16 protein-coding genes, 2 tRNA genes and 3 rRNA genes are annotated in these 20,940 nt (G+C 48.6%); 3 read left to right on the top strand and 18 right to left on the bottom strand.

Translation table 11 applies throughout. The features are described 5' to 3' along the window. Positions 1 to 121: 121 nt before the first annotated feature. Positions 122 to 805, bottom strand: a complete 684-nt coding sequence (locus ACZ50P_RS03765) for a FliG C-terminal domain-containing protein (protein ID WP_464133543.1) — start codon at positions 803 to 805, stop codon at positions 122 to 124. A gap of 280 nt (positions 806 to 1,085) precedes the next feature. Beyond that, a complete protein-coding gene (locus tag ACZ50P_RS03760; RefSeq protein ID WP_464133541.1) occupies positions 1,086 to 2,219 on the bottom strand; it encodes an MIDAS family adhesin in 1,134 nt (377 codons plus the stop codon). 342 nt (positions 2,220 to 2,561) lie between these two features. Between ACZ50P_RS03760 and ACZ50P_RS03755 the strand changes: the two genes are divergently transcribed. Beyond that, on the top strand, positions 2,562 to 3,173 hold the full coding sequence (locus ACZ50P_RS03755) for a hypothetical protein (RefSeq protein ID WP_464133538.1): 612 nt from the start codon (positions 2,562 to 2,564) through the stop codon (positions 3,171 to 3,173). A gap of 78 nt (positions 3,174 to 3,251) precedes the next feature. Continuing rightward, positions 3,252 to 4,277 carry an alpha/beta fold hydrolase gene (locus ACZ50P_RS03750; protein WP_464135172.1) on the top strand — a complete coding sequence of 342 codons (1,026 nt, stop codon included), beginning with the start codon at positions 3,252 to 3,254 and terminating at the stop codon, positions 4,275 to 4,277. A gap of 124 nt (positions 4,278 to 4,401) precedes the next feature. Here the strand turns inward: ACZ50P_RS03750 and rrf are convergent. The 6 genes from rrf to ACZ50P_RS03720 all read right to left on the bottom strand — a co-directional run bounded on the left by rrf (position 4,402) and on the right by ACZ50P_RS03720 (position 10,601). Next, positions 4,402 to 4,518: ribosomal RNA gene (gene rrf / locus ACZ50P_RS03745) — 5S ribosomal RNA — on the bottom strand. Positions 4,519 to 4,770: 252 nt separating this feature from the next. Beyond that, positions 4,771 to 7,711: ribosomal RNA gene (locus ACZ50P_RS03740) — 23S ribosomal RNA — on the bottom strand. A gap of 114 nt (positions 7,712 to 7,825) precedes the next feature. Beyond that, positions 7,826 to 7,902 (bottom strand) — tRNA-Ile (locus ACZ50P_RS03735). Positions 7,903 to 8,044: 142 nt separating this feature from the next. Continuing rightward, positions 8,045 to 9,549, bottom strand: a 16S ribosomal RNA gene (locus ACZ50P_RS03730). Together the 16S, 23S and 5S rRNA genes with 2 tRNA genes alongside form the textbook arrangement of a ribosomal RNA operon. Before the next feature lie 305 nt (positions 9,550 to 9,854). Next, positions 9,855 to 9,930: transfer RNA gene (locus tag ACZ50P_RS03725), tRNA-Ala, on the bottom strand. A gap of 155 nt (positions 9,931 to 10,085) precedes the next feature. Next, positions 10,086 to 10,601: a hypothetical protein gene (locus ACZ50P_RS03720; protein WP_464118133.1), complete on the bottom strand. Its 516-nt coding sequence runs from the start codon at positions 10,599 to 10,601 to the stop codon at positions 10,086 to 10,088. Positions 10,602 to 10,822: 221 nt separating this feature from the next. Here ACZ50P_RS03720 and ACZ50P_RS03715 point away from each other — a divergent pair, with 221 nt between their 5' ends. Further along, the gene (locus ACZ50P_RS03715) at positions 10,823 to 11,128 is read left to right on the top strand and encodes a cupin domain-containing protein (protein WP_262552336.1); all 306 of its coding nucleotides are present in this window, start codon (positions 10,823 to 10,825) and stop codon (positions 11,126 to 11,128) included. Positions 11,129 to 11,295: 167 nt separating this feature from the next. Here the strand turns inward: ACZ50P_RS03715 and ACZ50P_RS03710 are convergent, their stop codons facing one another. The 10 genes from ACZ50P_RS03710 to ACZ50P_RS03665 all read right to left on the bottom strand — a co-directional run bounded on the left by ACZ50P_RS03710 (position 11,296) and on the right by ACZ50P_RS03665 (position 20,935). Continuing rightward, positions 11,296 to 12,606, bottom strand: coding sequence for a replication-associated recombination protein A (locus tag ACZ50P_RS03710; protein WP_464133536.1), 1,311 nt, complete (start codon positions 12,604 to 12,606; stop codon positions 11,296 to 11,298). Between the two features lie 130 nt (positions 12,607 to 12,736). Then, positions 12,737 to 13,345 carry a hypothetical protein gene (locus ACZ50P_RS03705; RefSeq protein WP_464133533.1) on the bottom strand — a complete coding sequence of 203 codons (609 nt, stop codon included), beginning with the start codon at positions 13,343 to 13,345 and terminating at the stop codon, positions 12,737 to 12,739. Positions 13,346 to 13,357: 12 nt separating this feature from the next. Further along, positions 13,358 to 15,550 carry a type IV pilus secretin PilQ gene (locus ACZ50P_RS03700; protein ID WP_464133531.1) on the bottom strand — a complete coding sequence of 731 codons (2,193 nt, stop codon included), beginning with the start codon at positions 15,548 to 15,550 and terminating at the stop codon, positions 13,358 to 13,360. Between the two features lie 24 nt (positions 15,551 to 15,574). Next, positions 15,575 to 16,240: a pilus assembly protein PilP gene (locus ACZ50P_RS03695; protein ID WP_464133528.1), complete on the bottom strand. Its 666-nt coding sequence runs from the start codon at positions 16,238 to 16,240 to the stop codon at positions 15,575 to 15,577. Beyond that, positions 16,237 to 16,830 carry a type IV pilus inner membrane component PilO gene (locus ACZ50P_RS03690; protein ID WP_464133527.1) on the bottom strand — a complete coding sequence of 198 codons (594 nt, stop codon included), beginning with the start codon at positions 16,828 to 16,830 and terminating at the stop codon, positions 16,237 to 16,239. The genes ACZ50P_RS03695 and ACZ50P_RS03690 overlap by 4 nt, the downstream gene beginning before the upstream one ends. Beyond that, positions 16,823 to 17,437, bottom strand: a complete 615-nt coding sequence (locus tag ACZ50P_RS03685; protein WP_464133525.1) for a PilN domain-containing protein — start codon at positions 17,435 to 17,437, stop codon at positions 16,823 to 16,825. Before ACZ50P_RS03685 ends, ACZ50P_RS03690 begins: the two co-directional genes overlap by 8 nt. Further along, the gene (pilM, locus tag ACZ50P_RS03680; protein ID WP_464120249.1) at positions 17,434 to 18,489 is read right to left on the bottom strand and encodes a type IV pilus assembly protein PilM; all 1,056 of its coding nucleotides are present in this window, start codon (positions 18,487 to 18,489) and stop codon (positions 17,434 to 17,436) included. Before pilM ends, ACZ50P_RS03685 begins: the two co-directional genes overlap by 4 nt. Positions 18,490 to 18,644: 155 nt before the next feature. Next, positions 18,645 to 19,436, bottom strand: coding sequence for a prepilin peptidase (locus ACZ50P_RS03675; protein WP_464120248.1), 792 nt, complete (start codon positions 19,434 to 19,436; stop codon positions 18,645 to 18,647). Continuing rightward, on the bottom strand, positions 19,429 to 20,199 hold the full coding sequence (locus ACZ50P_RS03670; protein WP_464133523.1) for an ABC transporter permease: 771 nt from the start codon (positions 20,197 to 20,199) through the stop codon (positions 19,429 to 19,431). Before ACZ50P_RS03670 ends, ACZ50P_RS03675 begins: the two co-directional genes overlap by 8 nt. Further along, the gene (locus ACZ50P_RS03665; protein ID WP_464133521.1) at positions 20,192 to 20,935 is read right to left on the bottom strand and encodes an ABC transporter ATP-binding protein; all 744 of its coding nucleotides are present in this window, start codon (positions 20,933 to 20,935) and stop codon (positions 20,192 to 20,194) included. Before ACZ50P_RS03665 ends, ACZ50P_RS03670 begins: the two co-directional genes overlap by 8 nt. Positions 20,936 to 20,940 lie beyond the last annotated feature (5 nt).

The following is a 20,940-nucleotide window of genomic DNA, read 5'->3' as shown; positions in this document are numbered from 1 at the left end:
ATTTGAGTAATAAACTCGTTGGCCCTGTGCCAGCCGTGCTCGGGAATTGCTCCATCCTGAAACAAAAAACCGCTCGTTAAAGAGCGGTTTTTGTGTTTTATGTTCATCTTTAGAAAGTGCTCTATGCAATTTTCTTAATTTGCGAAAGCTTGTCTTTAAGAACCGAATTTTCATGCTTCAGGGCATTTATTTCCGAGGAAAGCTGATTCACTTTGCGTTTCAGGAACTCATTTTCCTGCTGGGCCGCAGGATCTGACTCGCCCACGATATTGGGTTTAGAGTCAGACTTGGCCGGTGCCGACGCAGACATATCAAATGTCGGTGTGGCAAAGGCATTCACACTCAGAAGCTCTTCGATGTTTTCAGGAATGTGCAGTTCAGGATCCACTTTCTCCAGGCGAATAATACCTTGAGAAACAAAGCCACGAACTTCCGACAGCATTTTTGAAATACAAGTCGACTTTTCCGCCGGCGTTGGCGATGACTCGGCCATCATATCAGTGATTTTTCTTTTTGAAATGGGCGGCAGGCAGCTTAAGAGACTGTCCACCTGCTCCTGAGGATTTCCATGCAGAGCATTGGCCAACGTCAGGGGCTGAACGCGAGAGAAAATCTCCACCAAGTATTGACCGTCCCAGCTATAAACGCGTGTGATCGTCAGGATGCGCTTGCGAAGTGCCTCTTCCCATGCAGGGCTTTCCCCGCCAATCAACCCCAGGAATTGCTCTCGCTTCGCCGCTGGAGAAGTTTCAAGAAGTTGCAATAGTTGATAAAAGCCGCCCTTTTTCTTGTATCTGTCTAACATACCCATAACTAGTTTATCGGAAACGTAATACAGGACTAAAGCACCTGGATCGTCAAAATGTCTGATCAAAAAAGTTTGATCCAGTTTGAAACCAACTCGCATTTACAAAGTTTTGAATTTCATCACTTTTACACAACTTCACTGTAAAACGTCTCATTTTATACAAATCCTGCTGTCTTTAAACGAAGCAGCTTGGTTTTTGCGGACCAGAGTCTCAAAATGAAAAAAGGCAAAGCCGATTTGCAGCTTTGCCTTTTGGTGATTTTAAATCGTCCTCTTCTTACTGAAGGGCATCGCACTTATAGGACAAGTTCACACTGGTACCCGGCGACAGATACTGATTAAAGCGCAGTGTTTTACCATCCAGGTAGTAACCCACAGGTGTCCCTGAAACCGTCACAATCAGATCACTCGGATTTGCACAGTTCAGCATAATATCCTTGATACGATCCGTGATTTTAGATCGGATCTGACCCAACTGGGAAGTATAGTCAGAGGAACAAATGTCTGCTGCCACACCCCAACCGGCTGTTGCGAAGGACAGGTAAACATTGCCAATACTGCCAGTCACAAGGCCTGTGGTTGGAGCATATCCATCCAGCGCCTGGCTGTTTTGTTGAGTCAAACAAGTATTATCTTTAACAACAATAGAGTGCACACTCAAAGAGTTGAACTTGTCAGCTCCCAGGCTGTTTTTAACATTCGTGATCAGATAGTTCGGCTGATCCATTTGATCCAGAACATATCCGTTTTCGCCATAAAGGCCGCTTCTTTCATCTTCATCCGAAAGGAAAATCACCGCCAAGTGAGCATCGTTGCGGATAAAGCTTGATGGATTGTTCTTCACAACCATATTTGCAGCATAAACACCGCGTTCGTCCCCGGAAGGACAGTTCTGAGAGTACTTCGTGGAGTACTCTGAGGAGTTTATGGAGTTCACATCACCACCACGATCCCGAATCCACTTTGCAATAAACTTTTCACACGCCAAAGTCTCCGGGCGCTGAATTGTATTGTCGAACAGGGACATACGATCGGTGTGAGCCGGAGTGATATAAGGAGTCCCTTCTTTATAATAAATCAAATTTCCACCGCGGGAACCGCTCACATCCGTTGTCGTCATCGCGATACGATAGTCAATTTTTTGATTGTCGAGTTCCGCAATAAAGTTTCTAAATCGTGGCGCCAGGCGTGCCTGCTCAAAAGACATCGAAGCGGAGTTGTCGTTGACGATCAAAATATCGACCTTTCCACGACCCGCCGTTTGCGTGTAATTAAAGGCGTATTTGCCGTTTTCCACCACGCACCCGGAGTCTTTACATTTGCTGTCGTCCAAAGAGAACTTCACAGGGGAACATCCCACGTAAAGTCCTACGAAGAAGGAAATGGCAGCCATCTTAGTGAGTGTTTTCATAGACACACCTCTCTCACCCCTTTACTTCCAATCTCAGTGCCAAGATCGGGTGTTTTTTACAAACCACTGAAATCACTGGAATTTTTATGTTTCATTTCAAGACCCCTGCACCTCCAGGTTTGTCGATATCTTTGACAGAAGCCCGCGAAGGACACTTTTTTGACTGCAATTTCAAGGGGTTAGTTTTTTCTGGAGGCCTAGGCCGAAGGAGCGATTTTCGTCTGTCTGGGGTAAAGGCTTTGTCGCGCCTTTCGTTCTTTCACATAATAAATGAGCAGCTATATTCTCTGCCCCTACACAAAGCTCATTGGTAGAGGGCTCTTACATACAGGAGTCGGCATCATGGTCGCAAAGCTTCTTGGCACACTCATCATTCTGGCAGCCCTTACGATTGGATATACCATCTTGAAAGAGGACCTGGATCTTCCAAAAAAATCCGAAAAGAAAGAGTCTGCAGCATGTGTACAACTGACTCCAGCCCAGCAGCTGGCAAAAATGATCAACGATGATTTTCAGAATCTTGAAGCCGAAGGCCAGCTCCCACCGGAGTGGAAGGACATCGCCACCGTGGAAATCCGCATGAACTCCACCCTCGCCCGAACAATTCTTGGAAAAGAACGCCCGAACATCCAGCGGGTAAAACAAGGTGCCAACTATCTGGAGCTGGAAATCGTGGATCTGCCTGACGACGAGAATCCCGGCGTGATCATTCAAGCCAGTCTGTTCAATATCAAATCAAAAAACAAAATCTTTGAGATCGGTCGCACTTACACGATGAATGATCTTAACAAGATCATTCCGGAAAAAACCACTGAAGGTCCGGCAAAAAAAGACGCCACAACTTCTCTACAAGATGTCCCAGGAACAGATACATCTCCAACTGCAACAGCCGCCCCTGTTGAAGAAACCACGGCTCCGCCAACACCCCAAAGTCCGCAGCAACCACGGAAATAGTTTTTCGGTCAGTGCTATTAAAAGAACGAGTCCTTCTCAGTGACTCGTTAAAAAAATCAACAAGGAGAACCTTTTATGATGAAAAAGCGCCTCTTCCTTCTGCCCGCTTTGATGCTGCTTTCGGCCTGCGCATCTCAGCCAAGAAAAATAGAATCTATAACTCAGCAAGAGACTTCCCCAACGAAGGGCTTCGATGCCGTATTGTCGCAGTACAAATATCCATTCCCGGTGCGCTACTACAACTTCAAGTCGCAAGGTCAAGAGCTGAAGATGGCCTATATGGACATCAAGCCGGAAAAAGAAAGCAAAGGTGTTATTGTTCTTCTTCATGGAAAGAACTTTCCCGGAGCCTATTTTGAACAGCTCATTAATTCTTTAAAGGCCGAAGGCTTCCGCATCATCGTGCCTGATCAAATCGGCTTCGGAAAATCCACCAAACCCAGCTACTACCAATACAGCTTCCACACATTGGGACAAAACACTCAGAATCTTCTAAAGTATCTGGAAGTCGACAGATACAAACTTCTCGGACACTCGATGGGCGGCATGGTGGCCACCCGAATGGCGTTAATGTTCCCGGAATCTGTCAGCCAACTTTTCCTAGTCAATCCAATCGGTCTTGAGGATTGGAAAACCATGACAGGTTACCGGCCAGTGGAGGACATCTATCGCTCGGAACTTGCTAGCTCTGCTGAGAAAATTAAACAGTACCAGTTAGATAGTTACTACGATGGACAATGGAAATCAGAATATGACAAGTGGTTGGAGATTCCCACGGGATGGATTCAGGGGCCAGACTATCCGGTAATTGCCTGGAATTCTGCCTTAACCGCTGACATGATTTTCACACAGCCGGTCTATTATGAATTTAAAAATGTTAAAGTGCCAACTGTTCTGATTATCGGCCAACGCGATAGAACGGCGATAGGAAAAGCCTGGGCACCAGAGAAGATGAAAAAGAAAATGGGAAACTATCCCACCTTAGGAAAACAAGCCGCTCGTCTCATTCCACAGGCAAAGCTGGAAGAACTTAACGGCCTTGGGCATATGCCTTTCATCGAAGACTATTCAACCTTCTGGAAAGCCTTCAAAAGACATATTTGATAGACAAACACCTATTCAAAAACAGAAAAAGCCCGGGCACTGCCGGGCTTTTTTATATCTAGAACCAGTTTTCAGGCAAAAAAAAACCCGGCTTACTTTCGTAAGTCGGGTTCGAGTAAAAAAGAGCTGGCATCGTGCTACTCTCCCACATGGTCGCCCATGCAATACCATCGCCGCAAGAGGACTTAACTTCTGAGTTCGGAATGGGATCAGGTGTGGCCCCTCTGCTATAAACACCAGCAAAGCGTTTATTAAGTCAAAGTGGTTAGCTTCTTACACTAACCTTTCTGTTCTTTGCAACTTGCTTCCAACACAAATGGAGAAGTTACTTCTTTTAGTTACAATCGAATGATTGATTTAATTGATTTTTAGCGATTAACGGTTAGTCCCATCAATCACTCTCTTACTTATTCAGAGAGCTAGTCTCTCGTTCCTTTAAAAGGAAGTCTTTGAGACGAAATCTTCGTCAAGCCGAAGCCTGAGAAGAAAAATTTTAAAAAAGCCTCACGACCTATTAGTACTGATCAGCTCAATGTGTTACCACACTTACACCTTCAGCCTATCAACCTCGTAGTCTCCAAGGAGTCTTTAGGGGGCCGAAGCCCCAGTGAGATCTAATCTTGTAGTTTGCTTCCCGCTTAGATGCTTTCAGCGGTTATCAATTCCGAACATAGCTACTCTGCATTGCCGCTGGCGCGACAACAGAAACACCAGAGGTTCGTCCATCCCGGTCCTCTCGTACTAAGGACAGGTCTACTCAAATCTCATACGCCCACAGAAGATAAGGACCAAACTGTCTCACGACGTTCTGAACCCAGCTCGCGTACCACTTTAATTAGCGAACAGCTAAACCCTTGGGACCTGCTCCAGCCCCAGGATGTGATGAGCCGACATCGAGGTGCCAAACTCCATCGTCGATATGGACTCTTGGATGGAATAAGCCTGTTATCCCCGGAGTACCTTTTATCCGTTGAGCGATGGCCCTTCCACGCGGGACCACCGGATCACTTTGGCCTGCTTTCGCACCTGCTCGACTTGTAGGTCTCGCAGTCAAGCCCCCTTATGCCAATGCACTCGACGCCTGGTTTCCAATCAGGCTGAGGGGACCATCGCGCGCCTCCGTTACTTTTTGGGAGGCGACCGCCCCAGTCAAACTGCCCACCAGACAGTGTCCCTCTGCTCGTAAAGAGCAGCAGGTTAGATTTCAAAGGTGCCAAGGGTGGTATTTCAAGGTTGACTCCACAATGGCTAGCGCCACTGCTTCAAAGTCTCCCACCTATCCTACACATGCCAACTCTAAAATCACTGCCAAGCTACAGTAAAGGTTCACGGGGTCTTTCCGTCTTTCTGCGGGTACTCGGCATTTTCACCGAGAATTCAATTTCGCGAGGCATTTGGTCGAGACACCGGAGAAGTCGTTACGCCATTCGTGCAGGTCGGAACTTACCCGACAAGGAATTTCGCTACCTTAGGACCGTTATAGTTACGGCCGCCGTTTACTGGGGCTTCGATTCTCTGCTTCGCTTGCGCTAACAAATCCTCTTAACCTTCCAGCACCGGGCAGGCGTCAGTATGTATACTTCGTCTTGAGACTTTGCACATACCTGTGTTTTTGATAAACAGTCGCTACTCCCATTTCTCTGCGACCCGAAAAAGCTTGGGGAGTAAATCCTTACACTCTCGCGGGCACACCTTTTCCCGAAGTTACGGTGTTAAGTTGCCGAGTTCCTTGACCAAAATTCACCCCATCGCCTTAGGATATTCACCCCACTCACCTGAGTCGGTTTACGGTACGAGCTAATAAAACTAAACTTACGAAACTTTTCTTGGATGCATGGCTTTTCACACTTCCGGGACAAGTCCCTCGCATTCACACCTCAGAGTTACGACCAGCGGATTTGCCTACTGATCCTCCTACATGCTTACACCTCAATCCAATAAGAGGCTGTGATATCCTACACCGTCATTCCTTAAGCGCGATTTATTAGGTAACGGAATATTAACCGTTTTGCCATCGACTACGCCATTTGGCCTCGTCTTAGGGCTCGACTAACCCTGGGAAGATTATCTTTACCCAGGAATCCTTGAGTTTTCGGCGCCCGGGTTTTTCACCCGAGTTCAACGCTACTTATGTCAGCATGATCACTTCTAGTTCGTCCAACTGTCCTACCGGTCAATCTTCATCCTACACTAGAACGCTCCCCTACCACTAAAATATAAAATATCTTAATCCAAAGCTTCGGTAACACGCTTAGCCCCGTTGTATCTTCCGCGCAGAGTCACTAGACTAGTGAGCTATTACGCTTTCTTTAAAGGATTGCTGCTTCTAAGCCAACCTCCTAGTTGTCAAAGTAACTCCACAACGTTCTCCACTGAGCGTGCATTTAGGGACCTTAGCTGTTGGTCTGGGCTCTTTCCCTCTCGACTCATGACCTTATCACCCTGAGTCTGCCTGCCAGGGAACATATCTATGGCATTCGGAGTTTATTTGGGTTTGGTAATCCGGTAAAGACCCCTAGCCCATTCAGTGCTCTACCTCCATGATATTTTTTACCTGACGCTATACCTAAATATATTTCGGGGAGAACCAGCTATCACCCAGTTTGATTGGCCTTTCACCCCTAATCACAGATCATCAAAAGAGTTTTCAACCTCAACTTGTTCGGTCCTCCACGAGGTGTTACCCTCGCTTCAACCTGTCCATGATTAGATCACCGGGTTTCGGGTCTATGCCTGCATACTAAATCGCCCTATTCAGACTCGCTTTCGCTACGGCTCCACCTGCAACGGCTTAACCTCGCATGCAAACATAACTCGCTGACTCATTATGCAAAAGGTACGCTATCGCCCACTTAAGGGGCTCTAACTGCTTGTAGACTTACGGTTTCAGGTTCTATTTCACTCCCCTCTCGGGGTTCTTTTCACCTTTCCCTCACGGTACTTGTTCACTATCGGTCACTAAGGAATATTTAGCCTTATGAGGTGGTCCTCACAGATTCCCACAGGATTTCACGTGTCCTGTGGTACTCGGGATGCCGCTAGGGCCTTCGAAGTTTTCGAGTACGGGGCTATCACCCTATCTTGCCAGACTTTCCAGACTGTTACTCTAACTTCTCCGGTCCCACATCGCGGTCCCACGACCCCTCCTTCAAATTAATGAAGAAGGTTTAGGCTGTTCCCCGTTCGCTCGCCACTACTGGGGGAATCTCGGAATTGATTTCTCTTCCTGAGGGTACTGAGATGTTTCACTTCCCCTCGTTCGCTTCAAACAACTATGTATTCATTGAGTGATACCATAAATGGTGGGTTTCCCCATTCGGAAATCTCCGGATCAAAGTGTGTGTGCCACTCCCCGAAGCTTATCGCAGCTTACCACGTCCTTCATCGCTTCTTAGTGCCAAAGGCATCCACCGTAAGCCCTTTGTAGCTTAAAAAAATGGAACTAACCTCGCTAAAAATCAACTAAATCAATCTATTCAATTGTCAAAGAACAAAAACTTGTTCACGTAAAACTCTAACTTACACCGCATTCAACCGTCAGTAGAACTTGGTGGGCCTGGGAAGACTCGAACTTCCGACCCCACGCTTATCAAGCGTGTGCTCTAACCAACTGAGCTACAGGCCCGTTAGGCTTCACTCTCTCAAAACTAAACAGCTAGATAGATTTTTGGGACTCACTTACTCGGGAAGAGTAAGTTGACCTAAGATTGGGTCATTTTAACTTATCAAGAACAAGTCTTGATGAAGATTGACCGGATAATCCTTAGAAAGGAGGTGATCCAGCCGCAGGTTCCCCTACGGCTACCTTGTTACGACTTCACCCCAATCATCGACCATACCTTGGGCGCCTGCCTCCTTGCGGTTAGCGCAGCGACTTCTGGTACAGCCGACTTTCATGGTGTGACGGGCGGTGTGTACAAGGCCCGGGAACGTATTCACCGCGGCATTCTGATCCGCGATTACTAGCGATTCCAACTTCATGATCTCGAGTTGCAGAGATCAATCTGAACTTAGATAGCTTTTAAGCGATTTGCTCTACCTCGCGGCTTAGCTTCGCTCTGTGACTACCATTGTAGCACGTGTGTAGCCCTAGGCATAAGGGCCATGAGGACTTGACGTCATCCCCACCTTCCTCCGGTTTAACACCGGCAGTCCATCTAGAGTGCCCAACTGAATGCTGGCAACTAAATGCAGGGGTTGCGCTCGTTGCGGGACTTAACCCAACATCTCACGACACGAGCTGACGACAGCCATGCAGCACCTGTGTACCGACCCTTGCGGGCGACGACATTTCTGCCAATCTTCCAGTACATGTCAAGCCTAGGTAAGGTTCTTCGCGTTGCATCGAATTAAACCACATGCTCCACCGCTTGTGCGGGCCCCCGTCAATTTCTTTGAGTTTTAATCTTGCGACCGTACTCCCCAGGCGGGATACTTAACGCGTTAGCTTCGTCACTGAAGGGGTCAATACCTCCAACAACAAGTATCCATCGTTTACGGCGTGGACTACCAGGGTATCTAATCCTGTTTGATCCCCACGCTTTCGGATCTCAGTGTCAGTGTTCGGCCAGTTACCCGCCTTCGCCTCCGGTATTCCTGTTGATATCTACGTATTTCACCACTACACCAACAATTCTAGTAACCTCTCCGACACTCAAGCTTCGCAGTATCAAATGCACTTCTGGGGTTGAGCCCCAGGCTTTCACACCTGACTTACAAAGCCACCTACATCCGCTTTACGCCCAATGATTCCGAACAACGCTAGGATCCCTCGTCTTACCGCGGCTGCTGGCACGAAGTTAGCCGATCCTTTCTTACAGGGTACATTCATTGTGTTATTCCCCTGCGACAGAGCTTTACGACCCGAAGGCCTTCATCACTCACGCGGCGTCGCTGCATCAGAGTTTCCTCCATTGTGCAATATTCCCTACTGCTGCCTCCCGTAGGAGTCTGGACCGTGTCTCAGTTCCAGTGTGACTGATCATCCTCTCAGACCAGTTAAAGATCGTCGCCTTGGTGAGCCATTACCTCACCAACTAGCTAATCTTACGCGGACTCATCTTAGAGCGAAAAACCTTTGACCCCTTGAGCCGCAGCTCTTGTGGTCTTATGCGGTATTAGCTAATCTTTCGACTAGTTATCCCCCACTCTAAGGCAGATTATCCACGCGTTACTCACCCGTGCGCCACTAGGTATTGCTACCCCGTTCGACTTGCATGTATTAGGCACGCCGCCAGCGTTTGTTCTGAGCCAGAATCAAACTCTCCAGTTTAAATTCTGTTAGAAGCAAACAGCTAGCTTTTACGCTATTGTTTGTTCGAATATTTTTTGAAATTGTGAATACTAATTACTCAGTATTCAAAGAGCCCAAAAATCTATTTTATCTAGCTATTCAGTTTTCAAAGAGCGAAAATTTCTTTTCATTCACTTCGCTATCGAAGCGAGAGGAACCAATCTTATCGATTTCTTGTTTCTCGTCAACAATCTTTTTTATTTTTTCTTCATCGAGACAAAAGTCTTAAAGAAGAAAAGAATCTCGATACAGCGGAACTTCGAAAAGTTCTTATATGAGAAATTTGGTGGAGGCAACAGGGATCGAACCTGCGACCTTCTGAATGCAAATCAGATGCTCTCCCAGCTGAGCTATGCCCCCAAACGAAGTGGAGCTGTTTTCTCGTAAGGGCCGAAAAAGGTCAATAGCTTTTTTTCGAAATTTTAATAACCCACCAGAAGTTGCTCAATAAATAACCGAGGCAGGGGCCTCGGTTATGGCAAAATACATTACTAAACTACTGAATTTACGTGTATTTAAGCGCTTGCTTTGAATTTTGACGCTAGAAGTCTATTTAGCCAGGCTCTTTCAAAACTAAGGTCGAACCCTACCTTCTCACCACCAGAAACAATCGCCGTATAGACCTTTTTTAGGATTTCGACCTCATGATCCAGGCCATTATCAGCTCCCATGGACTCTTCAATGGCTTCATAGACACTTAAAAGATCCGGGGTTGTGACCACTTTCGGAATGCGGGACATATCCAATCCCAAGGTCTCTAGCGGCTTAAAGCCCACCAGTGTTTCCGTCAGTAGCACCTTCGTTCCATTCTTAAAGTTCACCTGAATAAACGGCTTCCCTTCAGAGTCCGCGCGATGCAAAACCTCACTGACTTCCTGGGTATTGAAGGAGAATACTTTACCATCGAGGTCCTGGCGGATTTGTACTTTGCCAGACTCGTGAATCTTCGCTCTAAGACCCTTAGAGGAATCGACAAAATTCAGAATGTTGTCTAGCTCAGCGTGTGTCGACTTAGTTTTAGAACTGCTCAAATTACCCTCCCCTATAAATAGGGTCCTTCCAACAATAGAGATATCGACAATCCACAAAAGGACTTAACGAGAAAACAAAAAAAGTTGAGAATCAGGCCTCTTATCCTGTCGCATTTCGGATATTTTTTCGTGATACTGTTTCAAGGCGAGATTCATCGGCACCGTGACTTGTAAAGCCTGTGCCGATTTGAGATAACGAGGGCCGAAAGAGGCGCACTATTATGATCATCACACGTTGGCAAGCACCCATTGTTCCGAACAAACAGCAGGTAAATCTGATCCTGGAATCCGAAGGCATGGAGCCCTATGAGCAGGTTCTGGAGCCCCACAAAAAGGTCGCCGACCATCGCAAACCTTTCGCAGAAGTGCGGGTTATCATCAGCGGTGAAATGATTTTCAATGTTGCTGGTAATCAGTTTGTTTTGCGCCCCGGGGACCGCGTGGAAATCCCCGGCAATACGCGCTTTTCATACGTGGCACAAGGAACTGAGCCTTGCGTGAGTGTCTGCGCCCAGAGAGCCATCTAAGGTTTAACCATCTTAAAATAAAAAAAGCCTGCTTCGTGCAGGCTTTTTTTTTCACTCAAGGTCTTCAGAGATTTATTTCACTATATATGTCTTCATCCGGACGACTACTAATAAGAATACCGCTATAAGCACCCGAACCTCCTGCGCTTATAGAGGTGCTCCGCACCTCAATCCTTCTTTAGCTTCATCCAGTTCAAATAGTCTTTGATGTTCTTTTCAAATCCGCGAGAAGTGGGCTCATACAACGAAGGTTTCTCTTCGATTTCGTCTGGCAGGTAGCTTTGCTCCACCCAGCCGGTGGGATAATTGTGGGGATATTTATAGTCGCGACCGTATCCCAAATCTTTAGCCAAGGCTGTTTTGGCCGAGCGCAAGTGCAATGGGATCGGCAGCGTGCGTGTCTTTTCCACCAACTCACGGGCTTTATGCAAAGCCATGTAAGATGCATTGGATTTGGGGCACGAGGCCAAATAGGTCGTCACCTGAGAAAGTGTGATCGCACCCTCCGGCAGACCAATGGCTTCCACAGCCTGCAAACCGGCAATGGCCACAGAGATGGCACGTGGATCCGCATTGCCAACATCTTCACTGGCCAAAACAATCAGACGGCGAGCGATAAAAATCGGATCCTCCCCGCCATCCAGCATGCGCGCCAGATAGTACATGGCCGCGTCCGGATCACTGCCCCGAATGCTTTTGATAAAGGCCGAAATCGTATCGTAGTGCATTTCAGAATTCTTGTCGTAACCCAGCGGATTCTGCTGAAGCAGTTCACGCATATCGTTCACATCAAGAGGTTCGGCCTGATCTTCGTCCTTGGTAAAGGTGTATAAAATCTCGAGACTGTTTATCAGTCGGCGCGCATCCCCGTCTGAGTACTCAATCAGATTCTGTCGTGCCGCCGAGGTCAGTATCTTATCCAGGGACTTCGCATAGTGGGCCTCAGCCCGTGCGATAATCTTATTAAGATCCTGATCGGACAAGCGTTCAAAGATGACCACGCGACAGCGACTCAGCAGAGCGCGATTGAGCTCATAAGAAGGATTTTCCGTCGTCGCCCCCACAAGCACCACATCGCCTTTTTCCACAAAGGGCAATAACACATCCTGCTGGGCCTTATTGAAACGATGAATTTCGTCCACGAAAAGAATCGTCTTTTGCTGGAACTGGATACGGCGGTCTTTCCCCGCCTCCCCCACTTCACGCAGGGCTTTAGCGCCTGAGTCCACAGCATTAAGATGGACATAGTGAGCGTTAAAGTGCTGAGACAAAGCCAGAGCAAAGGTCGTTTTCCCGGTTCCCGGAGGGCCCCAGATGATCAGGCTGGGCAAATAACCTTTGCGTAACATTTGGCCCAGTTTGGACTTGGGTCCCAAAGTCTTTTCCTGACCAAAGATTTCATCCAGATTCTTTGGACGAAGAATCTCGGATAAGGGGGATGTTCCGGTAGAGGACTGCGCAGCTGAAAAAAGATCCATGAAAGGGTCATAAACCATCCCCCCGACGGAATCACCTAAAAAGGCCGCTGACCGCGCGCGGAGAAATAAAAAAGGGCTCATTGCTGAGCCCTTTTCCCGTTTCTTGTAATACGTCACTAAGGACTCTGCCCTAGTCCCCTAAACTTTCAATGGAGATGAACCCTGTGGTCCTTTCCGGAGTCAGCTCGCCTTTAGAGTCACGCGAAAAACCAATGATATCCACAGTCCCGGAAGACTGGAAGGACGCCGAAGCATTCAAACCACCACAGACAATGGGGCATGTCGTGGAAACCACTTGAGCAGGGGTGTATCTTTGAGCCGCGTTAGTTGGTTGTTTATAACTTGGAATTTCCGGCCCGCCGACCGCAGCCTCCCCTTTAGCGTACCAGATTTCGTTGAGAGCCAGAAGATTATCCCCCGCGAACTCACAAAGATAGGTTCCCCCAGAGAACTGAGGCCCCTGGAACTTCAGGCGGATTGCCGCAATAATCAAAGTCTTTTCAGTGTTTGGCCAAGCGATATTCAAATACTGAATCTGGAAGAAGGCCGCTCCAACATCATTAGGCGAAGGATTGGACGGGTCTTCTGTTTCCTTGGTCAGACAGCTTTTCGCAGTGGCATTGATGACATACGTGCGAGTTGTTCCCAACTGCACGGCCAACTGGCTGGTGTTCTCGGAACAGCTGGGCAGGAAGACCGCAACAGTAGAAACCAAAAGCAGAACTTTTAAAAATTTCATACGTCGTCTCCTCTAGAGATCTGTTGCATTCGTATTCATGGAACCCGAACCCACCTGACCCAGAATTCTTGGCGTCAGGAAGATCAACAGTTCAGATTTTTCTTTCGTGATATTTTTGGTCTTGAACAAGTGGCCCAGAACCGGGATTTCACGGAACCAAGGCACCCCAGTTTCCCCGTCAGTCGCGTCACTTTGATAGATACCACCGATAACGGCAGTCTGTCCGTTCTTAACCAAAATACGGGTATTGGCTTCACGACTGTTCACCGCAAAGGCCCCTTGACCCGCACTACTCACGTCAGCTCCACGGAACTGTCTGTTCACAAGCACTTTCATTATAACAGATCCGTCCGCCGTTACTTGCGGAGTCACATCCAGCTTCAGAGTCAATGGCTTGAACTGGAACGTTTCCTGAGTCGCCGTCCCGTTTTGAGTCACCTGACGAACCGGAACTTCCGTCGTTTGACTGATTTCAGCTTTCTCGTTGGACATGGTCGAAATTCTTGGAGCCGAGATGATTTTCACCTGGTCGTTGATTTCGTTCAAAGACAACGCAGCTGAAAGAGTCCCGAAGATATCCAAAGTCCCCACGTTCAAACCGAAATTCAAAGCCCCGTTTTGGCCGGCGGCTGAGGAGTTCACATTAAAGCTTGGATTCATATTCACAGGACCACGAGCCGTGCTGCCCAGTTTGATCGGTGCACCGGAAGCACTCCAGTTGATCCCGATATTTCTGGTGAAGTTTTCCGAAGCTTCCACGATTTTACCCTCGATGGAAACCTGTGGTGGCTGCGTATCCAGGCTTTGAATCAATTTCGCCGCACGCTCCAGGTTTTCCTCGATGTCTGTCACAACCAGGGCATTGGTACGAACATCGCCCACAACTTTGCCGCGATCACCCAGGAAGTCTTTGATTTTCTTTTCCAGCTCGTCCACTTTTGCGTAGCTGACCGGGAACATGCGAACCTTCAGCGGCTCCAGATTTCGGCGCGCTTGAGCCAGCTTGGTGGCATCATCCTCTTCCGCCTTCAAATCCTGAACCGGAGCAATTCGCAGGACGTTGCCCTGACGAGTGTAACCCAGCTTTTTGGCTTGCATCAGAACCACCAAAGCCTGGTCCCAAGGAACCTGGCGCAGTTTCAAACTGACGGCGCCCTTCACATCCTCGGAAATCACCATGTTTACGCCAGATTCTTCCGTGATGAAGTTCAAAGCGTCACGGATGTCCATGTTATTGGTCTCGATGGAAATCTTTTTGCCGTAGAATTTGGTGTTGCCTGCCAGGAACTCTGTCAGATTCTGACTTGGAAGGATTTTGTTATCCCCCATCGCGTTGCTGACATCAGTCACTTCCACTGACTCTGCCGGAGCGGCACCAGTACCACTGGCCACGATCAGCAGGCTGTTTCCTTCCTGCTGAACAGTGGGTTCACCCACACCGTCACGCAGTTGGATCACAAAACGTGCTGTTGAAGAGCCCGGATTCTGATAAGCATCAATAGCGCCTACGCTGCCTTTGATGTCTTTGGTGTTCAAAGAACGCTTCAGACGATCCGGCAGATTGGCGTTGTCCACTTCAATAATGTACTGGTTCAAATCGGGATTCGTGCGCGTTGTATACGTCAACGGGCGATCCCCTTGCACGATCACCGTTCCGCCTGTTTCGTTGGCGCGGAACTTAAGATCCGTGATATTCGCCGGAGCTGCAGAGGGCGCTGTTGCAAACGAATCCTGCGCCGGAGGCGCCGTTTCCGTCACCGTCGGCTGTTCAGCAAATGGATCCGGAGTGGTTTCAACCACTGTTGGTTCTGGTGCGGCCGGCTCTTCCGTTGCAGGAGCCGGGACATCCGCCACAGAACTGTCCGCGAACGGATCTTCTGTCGGATTGGATTCTTCTGTCGCAGCAGGAGCATCCTGAGCCACCTGTTGATCCTCGGATCCGCCAGCCTGATTCACTTCCTCTTCAATCGCCAGATCCTGGTCACCCGCAGGAGCGGACTCCGCCTGAGCCGGTTGATTGTCAATTTCATCGAATTCAGCAAAATCACTGTCGGCACTGGACGGTGCCGCTTCTTCAGCAGGCGCAACCTCTGCAGAGGAATCAAATCCATCCAGGGACAAATCGTCTTCCACCGGCTGACTTGCACAAGAGGTCAAAGAGGCAATCATTGCACTCAGGATTAACAATCTAATGAATCCGTTCATTAGTTCCTCCTAAAACTTAGAATACTATTTTTTCAATTCCATCACGCGGGGCTCTTTAAAGGCTTTGCCATCTTCGTACTTGGTTTCCATCACGACGACTTCACCCTCGCGAATGGTCGCCACGAATCCTTCGCTACGACCCACTTTGGAATTTTTAGTCACTACAAATACAGCCCCATCGGGATCTCTGATCATCGCACGAGGCGTCTTCACATCCCACAAAATACCCACAACCTGCAAACGATCAATTTCCCAACGTTGCAAAGGCTCAAGCACTTCGTTTTGCTTGGCAGTCTCTGGCAAAATAGGACGGACTGTCTTAAACACCTTAAACGGATCACGCTTGCCCGTAGGATCGTAAACATAACCATCGCGAGGCACAATTTCCTGCACCGGAGGAGGTGCCGTCACCGCATCACCCACCGGCATATCCTGCGCAGGCGGAGCCGGTACTTGCGTAGGCTCTGCCGGCGGCGGCGGAACTTCCTTCGCTGCCGCAGGAGGAGTGGCCCCTGCTGGAGGCACTTGTGTGGACTCGACCTCTTTTAGGAACTCAGCAGGCAAATCTCCGTTCGACGGAGCGTCCTGAGAATGAGCCGGCGCCATGAACTTCATGCTGACCGCAAAGGCCAGCCAAAGCCCCAAGGATGCCACTAAAATGTAAGATACAATCCATCTTACAGATTTCACTGCTGATTCTCCGTCGCTGCCGGTTTCTTTTCTTCCGGAGCCAGTTTATAACCCACTACCTGTCCTTCAAACTTCAATTTCTTTGAACCCGGCTCGGCTTCGCTTAGAACAATGTTCTGCACACGGGCCATACGCTCGGCTGTGGAAACCAGGAAAGTGAACTGAGCCAGTTCGGCATAACTTCCCTCCAGAGTCACTTCCACCGGAACCTCTTCCACAACTTCTTTTTTGATGTTCTCACCCGGTTTTTTCGATTTCACACTGACACCAGCATTCCGGGCAAAGTCATCGATCGCCTTGTTGATATCAATTGAGAACAACACCGCCGGCAATCGACGGGAGATCTCCTGATACTTCTGGCTGAGCTGACCGACTTTTTCCTGCATTTCCTGCACTTGTTTCAAAGTCGCATCCGTGTCTTTTTTCTTGTTTTCCTCTTCCTGCAGCTGCTGATTCACAGTTGCAATCTGAGCGTCGACGGCAGAACCATCATCATAGATGAAGTTCCAGTACAACCCCGTCAGGGCCAACCCGATCACCAGAATTTTTCCAATCGTTTGAACCGCGAGAGTGTCAAATAACTTATTCATTTGGTCTCTCCAGCAAACAACTGATCTCAAACTTCTTCAAACTTACCCCGTCCTGCACGGACTCGCTGGAGCTGACCAAGTTCACGTCCATTAAGAACACACTTTTTGTCAGAGCCTCCAGGAACTGAGATACTTCAAAGTCACTCAAAGCCAGCCCCTGAATGTTCACGCGGCCCGGATTGATCTGCACCCGGGTCAACCAGGCTTTTTCCGGAATCACGGTTTGCAACAGATCCAGAACGCGGATTTCGCGCTGACGATCTTTGGAGATCTTTTCCAAAGCGGAAATACGAGCCTCCATTAAAGCCTCGTCTTCCTTAAATTTCTTAATTTCAGCCACGGAATCTGCAGCCTTGGCGTTATAAGACTGCAGTTCGGCCAAAATCTGATTCTTGGAATTCAGTTCAGCCACTTTGGTCGGCACATTCTGATTCTCATAGATATACAGAGCCAAAGGTCCCACAACCAAAAGCACAAGGCGCTTTAGTGCCTCTTTGCGAATTTCCTCGGCCCCCATGAAGGATTCGGTGGAAATTCCCAGCGAAGACCCCAGTGAGGCTCCCGCAACTCCTGAGCCTGATCCATTGGCAAGATTAATCTTAATCATGTGGAGTCCCCCTGCTGGCGCAAAGCCAGTCCGGTGACAACACCTGCAAAAGCGCTGATCTGATCAAGATACTCAGGTGAGAATTTTTTAGGATTGGCCTTCACGCGCAGGAATGGATTGAACTGTTCCATCATAATGCCCGTAACCCGCGACACCGTCTCAACCAGACCGGAGGTTGCCGAGCTCCCCCCGGTGTAGAAACAACGGTTCAAGACAAGGCCATTGGTGGTCGCACTGAGGAAGTCCAAACTGCTGCGAATTTCTTCCGTCACGGCTTCGTTCGTCGCACTGATAATGCTGTGAACCTCATCCGGAACCTCACGACGGGAAATGGCACTGAGCTTTAAAGCCTCGGCTTCCGCCACGGTCACACCCATAGCTTTATGAATTTCGTTGGTGTAGTTGGCGCCGCCAACTGGGATATCACGGCAGAAGATGACCTCGCCGTTTTGCAGAACCACGAAATTGGTGATGGAAGCGCCGAAGTTCAGGATGCCGACGACTTCACCAGGAATCTTGCCATAGTTCAGTTCAAAGGCATTGGCCAGGGCAAAACCACTGACGTCCAAAACGCTGCAGTTCAGACCGCTCACTTCAATGACCTGAGTGTACTGGCTGACAAGTTCGTTTTGTGCGGCAATCAACAAGATATCCATCGCATCAGGCGAAGAACTGGTGTTCAGAATATGGTGAGCCAGACTGATGTTGTTGATATCAAAAGGAATATACTGCTCGGCCTCAAAGCGGATCTGATCCTTGATCAGCTTGCGATCCATCTTCGGGATCGTGATCTTTTTCACGATCACGGCGGTTCCCCACATGGCTGTGGCGATGCCCTTGCGTTTGGTTTTCACTTCAGCAATCAGTTGCTGAATCGCGATTCCCACCGAACCGATATCCACAATTTCCCCGCCAGACACGGCGTTGGGAGGCGTTGGTGCAAAACCAAAAGAGAGAAGCTGGGCGCCTTTGCCACTGACGTCCATTTCAGCAAGTTTGATGGAGCTCGATCCGATGTCGAGTCCGATGACTTTTTTCGATTTAAAAAACATGCTTTCGCTGCTTCCCCAGTTGTACCACTCAGATGTCTTTTCAAAGACTTACGTCTTTAGACACAAGTCTAACATACTAAAATTATTTCTGCTTGGGTGGGGAATGTCAAACAAGGGTCGAGGCCATACCCAAAGGTCCAGCCTCGGTCGAACCACTAACTCAGACCCGGAAGGAACAAGTCGAGGTACCAAAGCGCGATGGTCTCGCCTCCGAACAGATAGAGAACCGCACCTAAGGCCAGGTAAGGGCCAAATGGAATCACCGTCTTTAGTCCTGCTTTCTGCTTTCTGGCAGCGATCAAGCCAATCACGCTGCCAATGACTGCTGAAGACATAATCACAAAAGGAATTGCCTTCCACCCCAGGATCGCACCGATCCAGGCCAGAAGCTTGATGTCACCACCGCCCATGCCTTCGTTTTTGGTCAACAAATAATAGACGTAGGCCATTCCCCACAGGAATCCGCCCCCCATCAGCATCCCAAAAAGCGCATCCAAAAACTCGCGCTGCGGATTCAAGGCCGCCCCAACCAGCCCTATGACAATGCCGGAAAGAGTGAATTCATCAGGCAGAATCATGTGGTCCAGATCAATAAATGTGCACACCACCAAACCGAACACGAAAATCAGATACTCAAGCAGCGTCCAGGAGAGGCCAGCGTAATGGTAGCTCAGTGCGAACAACACCGCCGTGATCAGTTCAACCAAAGGGTAACGGAAAGAGAACTTTGCATGGCACTTGCGACAACGCCCGCGAAGGATAAACCAGCTGAAAATAGGGATGTTGTCGTACCACTTTACCGGGGTCTTGCAGCTGTAACAATAGCTGCGTGGCTTGACGATGCTTTCCTCCCTGGGAAGACGATAGATGATGACGTTCCCGAAACTGCCAAAGATCGCACCCAAAACAAAGAAAAGGACATAAAAGCCCGTATCCAAATCAAACAATGTCTTTTCTCCTGAAGAAGAAGTTGGTCAACAAAATGGCCAGCAAAGCCCAGCCTGTCATGTGCGCCAGCATCCATAGAATGTTGTCAAACGGAATGCCATTTTCAAGGAAGTAAGCGGATTTCCAGTTCATGCGGTAGAAGTTGGGTGTCACCCAGTGCAGAACCTTCACAGCCTGCACAAAGACCTCTTCCTTACTTTTTTCAGCGAAAAAGGTCAGGTCCCCCAGCCAGTGCCCCAGCAGGAAAACCATAAACCCGGCCCCCAAGGCCAGAACAGGTCGCACCACCAGACTGAAGAAGATCACCAGACACAGAATGACAGCACTTTCACACCACAGACTTAGACCGATTTCCAAAAATGCCGGCAGAAGTTGGGACTCTTTCCACAGACCCAACAGCAAAAAAAGCACCACACCCAAGGCACTCATCAGAAGAGTGTTCAATGCCAGGACCCCAAACAGCTTCCCCAGAATAAACTGAGCGCGACTGACGGGTCGGGAAAGAATCAACAGACAAGTCTGCTTTTCAATCTCCTTGGCCAACAGATAAGCTCCGGCAAACAAAGAAATCCCCAAACCGGAAATTTGAATCGCCATAAAGCCAAAGTCTGCCAGAATTTTTCTTTGTTCCGCAAAAGACAATGCCCCCAAAAGGAAACTCAGGGCCAACAGGGCCACGGCAATCAGGACCGCCACCATAAAGATCTTTTCTCTTAGCATTTCACGCAAAGTGGTGCGCGCTAAAGTCCATACCTTATACACGGCCTTCCTCCTTGCCCTTCAGCACTGAGAACGCTTTTTCCAGGCTTTGATATTCCGCCATGAACGAGCTTAAAACTCCGTCATAAAGAATCTGCCCCCGATTGATCACCACAAGATGTGAACACAACTCCTCCATATCCTGAAGAAGATGGCTGCTAAAGAATAAACTGACTCCGCGTTTTTGTTCTTCCCGCAGAATATCTTTCACCATGGCCCGGCCGTCCGGGTCCAAACCGGACATGGGCTCATCCAGAATCAGCAGATCCGGACGCGTCAGAATCGCCTGAGCAATCCCAATTCTTTGCAGCATACCTTTGGAATAAGTACGCAAGCGACGGTCTTTGGCCTCAAAAAGATCCACCTTTTTCAGGGCCTCATGAGCCCGCTCGTGGAAGTCCTTTAGAGACGCTCCATAACAAAGATTCCAGTGCAAACGCAGAAATTCCATCCCCGTCAGAAATTCGTAGAGATAAGGGCGTTCGGGCAAATACCCCACGCGGGTTTTGCTTTCACTGGTCAGCGGCTTTCCGAAAAAGTGAATCTGTCCGCTGTCGGGACGGATAAAATCAAATATACATTTAATGGTGGTCGTCTTGCCAGCACCATTGCTGCCGACAAAGCCGGAGGTTTGCCCCTCTGGAAGCGCGAAACTGACATCACGCAGGACATGACGGTCTTTTTCAAAAAGACCGCCCTTGAATGTCTTATTCAGCTTTTCAATAGATAATACAGACATTATGT

The organism is Bdellovibrio sp. CKG001, assembly GCF_055397465.1.
This window is presented reverse-complemented; position numbering and strand designations above follow the sequence as displayed.

Coding starts and splice junctions, on each gene's coding strand:
- ACZ50P_RS03765 (WP_464133543.1), bottom strand. CDS start 805: ATGTTAGACAGATACAAGAAAAAGGGCGGCTTTTATCAACTATTGCAA.
- ACZ50P_RS03760 (WP_464133541.1), bottom strand. CDS start 2,219: ATGAAAACACTCACTAAGATGGCTGCCATTTCCTTCTTCGTAGGACTT.
- ACZ50P_RS03755 (WP_464133538.1), top strand. CDS start 2,562: ATGGTCGCAAAGCTTCTTGGCACACTCATCATTCTGGCAGCCCTTACG.
- ACZ50P_RS03750 (WP_464135172.1), top strand. CDS start 3,252: ATGAAAAAGCGCCTCTTCCTTCTGCCCGCTTTGATGCTGCTTTCGGCC.
- ACZ50P_RS03715 (WP_262552336.1), top strand. CDS start 10,823: ATGATCATCACACGTTGGCAAGCACCCATTGTTCCGAACAAACAGCAG.
- ACZ50P_RS03710 (WP_464133536.1), bottom strand. CDS start 12,606: ATGGATCTTTTTTCAGCTGCGCAGTCCTCTACCGGAACATCCCCCTTA.
- ACZ50P_RS03705 (WP_464133533.1), bottom strand. CDS start 13,345: ATGAAATTTTTAAAAGTTCTGCTTTTGGTTTCTACTGTTGCGGTCTTC.
- ACZ50P_RS03700 (WP_464133531.1), bottom strand. CDS start 15,550: ATGAACGGATTCATTAGATTGTTAATCCTGAGTGCAATGATTGCCTCT.
- ACZ50P_RS03690 (WP_464133527.1), bottom strand. CDS start 16,830: ATGAATAAGTTATTTGACACTCTCGCGGTTCAAACGATTGGAAAAATT.
- ACZ50P_RS03685 (WP_464133525.1), bottom strand. CDS start 17,437: ATGATTAAGATTAATCTTGCCAATGGATCAGGCTCAGGAGTTGCGGGA.
- pilM (WP_464120249.1), bottom strand. CDS start 18,489: ATGTTTTTTAAATCGAAAAAAGTCATCGGACTCGACATCGGATCGAGC.
- ACZ50P_RS03665 (WP_464133521.1), bottom strand. CDS start 20,935: ATGTCTGTATTATCTATTGAAAAGCTGAATAAGACATTCAAGGGCGGT.